Source organism: Acinetobacter sp. 479375, from assembly GCF_000581715.1.
In the GTDB taxonomy this organism is placed as follows: Bacteria; Pseudomonadota; Gammaproteobacteria; order Pseudomonadales; family Moraxellaceae; genus Acinetobacter; species Acinetobacter ursingii.
Genome location: NZ_JEZN01000051.1, coordinates 1 through 3,635 on the forward strand (window position 1 = coordinate 1; position 3,635 = coordinate 3,635).

At 38.3% G+C, this 3,635-nt stretch carries 3 protein-coding genes and 1 pseudogene; 2 read left to right on the forward strand and 2 right to left on the reverse strand.

Going from position 1 to position 3,635, the window contains the following annotated elements; all coding sequences use genetic code 11:
- On the forward strand, positions 1–754 hold a 754-nt coding region (locus J500_RS16490; RefSeq protein ID WP_034700668.1), incomplete at its 5' end, for an IS5-like element ISAha2 family transposase.
- 231 nt (positions 755–985) lie between these two features.
- On the forward strand, positions 986–1,912 hold the full coding sequence (locus tag J500_RS16495; RefSeq protein ID WP_000028740.1) for a LysR family transcriptional regulator: 927 nt from the start codon (positions 986–988) through the stop codon (positions 1,910–1,912).
- A 123-nt stretch (positions 1,913–2,035) separates the two neighbouring features.
- On the opposite strand, the pseudogene hpxO reads toward J500_RS16495, so the two are convergent.
- Both hpxO and J500_RS16505 read right to left on the reverse strand, forming a co-directional pair.
- Positions 2,036–3,073 (reverse strand): annotated as a pseudogene (gene hpxO / locus J500_RS16500) (FAD-dependent urate hydroxylase HpxO); the annotation flags it as partial.
- Positions 3,074–3,127: 54 nt separating this feature from the next.
- Positions 3,128–3,635: IS6-like element IS1008 family transposase (locus J500_RS16505; RefSeq protein ID WP_034700672.1), on the reverse strand; the 508-nt coding region annotated here is incomplete at its 5' end.

The following is a 3,635-nucleotide window of genomic DNA, read 5'->3' on the forward strand; positions in this document are numbered from 1 at the left end:
AATGATCAAATCTTTATTTAGACTCTCTTTACGCATGGTCACAGGTTTTGTTCAAAGTCTGATTAAACTTTGTGGATTAAATTGGACCGCACCAGATTACAGTACGCTTTGTCGAAGACAAAAACATATTGATATTGCGATTAGCTATCAAAAAAGTAGTGATGGGCTACATCTACTCGTCGACTCAACTGGCTTAAAGTTTCTAGGTGAAGGTGAGTGGAAACGTAAGAAACATGGACCTGAATATCGTCGCCAATGGCGTAAGCTTCATATTGGCATCGATGCTGAAACCTTGCAAATACGTGCAGTACAGCTTACTACAAATAATGTGAGCGATTCGCAAGTACTCGGTGATTTACTTGCTAAAATTCCCTTAGATGAACGAATTGATTCGGTCTATACCGATGGTGCTTATGACACGAAGCACTGCAGACAAGTCATTCTAGATCGAGATGCACATGCGCTCATTCCGCCAAGAAAAAATGCAAAACCATGGAAAGATCAGAAATTGAGATCTTTAGAGCGGAATGAGTTACTGAAAACAGTTAAACGTTTAGGAAGAACGCTTTGGAAAAAATGGTCTGGTTATCATCGTCGAAGTTTAGTTGAAACCAAGATGCATTGCATCAAACTATTAGGTGATAAATTAACAGCAAGGAGTTTTTCTAGTCAGGTGAATGAGATTCATGCACGCATAGCCGTATTGAACAAATTTACAGAATTAGGTCGTCCTCATACCCAAGTTGTCACTTGAATTCTGTTCAAATGAGCAGAGTGTTATCTTTTAAATCTTTGTGCAACAAAGCCTTTCTAAGTCAAAAATACGTTTGGATAGCATTTCTGTCTATTAGAATGATTTGCATACAATGTTCTGCTTTTTAGAACACAAAAGCAGAATGAATTGAAAAAATCAAAAGTTATGGCATGAAAATCGCTTAAGCATGGATAAGTACTTTGTAAACTGCCCGTGAGATTGAATAGCTGTATGTCGATTACCTTTTCCCGATTTTCTGAATATTTTATGGCTGTTGCCCGTACTGGCAGTTTACGTAAAGCCGCAGAACAGCTTTTTATTTCAGTCTCTGCAGTGCATCGGCAAATTATTCTTGCTGAAGAAGAGTTAGGCGTTGCTTTATTTGAGCGTTTACCGCAGGGGCTGAAGCTAACGTTAGCAGGTGAATTACTTTATGCTGATTTGCTTAAATGGCAAAAAGAATATCAGCTGACTCGAATTCGATTTGATGAAATTCAAGGATTAAGTCGCGGCAATATTGAAATGGGTTTTATTTCTGCCCTAAATGATGGTTTTGTCGTGGATTGTATTCAACGCATGGCTGAAAGCTATCCATGGATTAATCTCAATATCAGTATGAATAGCAGTGAAGAAATATCGAGAAAAATCATTGATGCAGAATTAGATTTTGGCATTATCTTAAATCCTAAAAGTCACAATCAATTAGAAATCTTATCCTTTATTGAAATTCCTTTAGGCTATGTTTTATCACCACATCACACCTTAGCCGGCATGGATAAAATCTATTTATCTGACACTTTAAATGAGCGTCATATCATGCCAAGTGAGCCCTTAGTCATCAGTGATTATGTACATACACTCTATAAACATCACAAATTTAATCCTATACAAAAGATAGAATGTAATGACATTAGAATGATAACATCATTAATTCAACAACAATTAGGCATTGGCTTAATGTCATATATGGATGCATTACCACTTTTAAACTCAAAAAAGATCGTATTTAAGCCCATTCGTGAAAAAGGTATGCATCGTTTAACCATTGCACTGTGCGTCGCTTCAAAACGTCAAACATCTCGTCTTTCACAAATAATGGTAAATTTATTGGTCGAAAAAATGGAAGAAATCAAATTGCAATTAAAGCAACTTCCTTAAACATTTAATCCTTTGCTCTTCAATCTAATGTTTCTAAATAGCTAAAAAAAGCCAGTGTGAATATTCACACTGGCTGCTGAAAGCTAACCTTTTAGTTTTACATTTCTTTTTGTGTCTTACAGCTTAGTCGAGTGGATTACCGACAATGTTACTAATAATTCCCTTCATAATATGATTGCCTTGTTCTTTACGTAACTCTTCATACCACTCTCGGGTCACCGCTTCATCTTTCATATGTGTCACATCACAGCGCTTACGGGCACGAAGTACCAACTCATTGGCACGTTCATTACGCTTGTTCTGATAGCGACGTAAAGAATCTTGTAAACCTAAGGTATTAATTTGCAATGAACGTGCCAAATAGATAGCATCTTCCATCGCTTGGCAGCCGCCTTGACCAATATCAGGTGTTGTACTGTGCGCTGCATCACCTACAATCACCACTCGACCTTTGTAAAAATTGGCAAATGGTTCGATATCGTGAATTTCTACACGATTGGTCTTTTGCACATCGACTGCATCAATTAACTTTTGGACAGGCTCACACCATCCTTTAAAGTATTGTTTGAATAAAGCTTTGTATTGGCTACGATCATTTTCAAGACCAACAGCTAACGGCACATCAAAAAAGAAATAGAAACGATTATTCGCCACTGGCATCAGTGAAACACGTTTGCCTTCACCTACAAACGTTGTCCATTGATCTGCTGCGGCATAATCGTCTGAGACATCAACGAGACCATTCCAATTGACATAGCCTGCATAGCGTCGCTCAACTTGCTCACCTAAAACATAGGCACGAGTAATTGAGTGTGTACCGTCTGCACCCACCAATAGATCAGATTCTATTTCGCTACCATCTGCAAATTGAATTTTTACACGCTCTCCTTCTTCAACAAAAGAAATCATTTTCTTAGCTAGATGAATATCTTCACGACCAAATTCATCCATTAACATATTCTGAAGTTCCGCACGTGATACCGGATATGGTCGTTGCCCGACTTCTTCAATCAATGGATAAAGGCTAAACTGGGTCATCACATCGCCCGTCAGACCATCAATATAAGCAAGGTTATCCATTTTGCCGCCAAGCTTTTCAACTTGCTCTGTCAAACCCAAATAATTTAGACATTTCACACCGTTAGACCATAACGAAATAGCAGGGCACTGTTGCAAATAGAGATTTGAGTCGATGAAGTTCCTTTTTAAAAGTGCTTAGAGACCGAAAACCCTGTTGATTAGACACACTTCACCTTGAGGCTGACCATAATAAAATGACGATGCTTGTCCTTTACGTAGTGCACGCATGACTTCAATACCTTTAATTGTGGCATAAGCCGTCTTCATAGATTTGAATCCTAATGTGGCCCTGATGATCCGCTTTAACTTACCATGATCACATTCAATGACATTATTTTTATACTTAATCTGCCTGTGCTCAATATCTACTGGACATTTTCCTTCTCGCTTTAACCGTGATAAAGCATGGCCATAGGTCGCTGCTTTATCTGTATTGATGACCCGTGGAATTTGCCATTTTTTCACCGTATTGAAGATCTTTCCTAAAAAACAATAGGCTGATTTACTGTTCCGTCTAGCGGAAAGGTAAAAGTCAATCGTATGACCACGTTGATCAACTGCACGATACAGGTAAGTCCATCGCCCCTTCACTTTGATATAAGTCTCATCCATATGCCATGAATGTAAATCTGTAGGATTACGC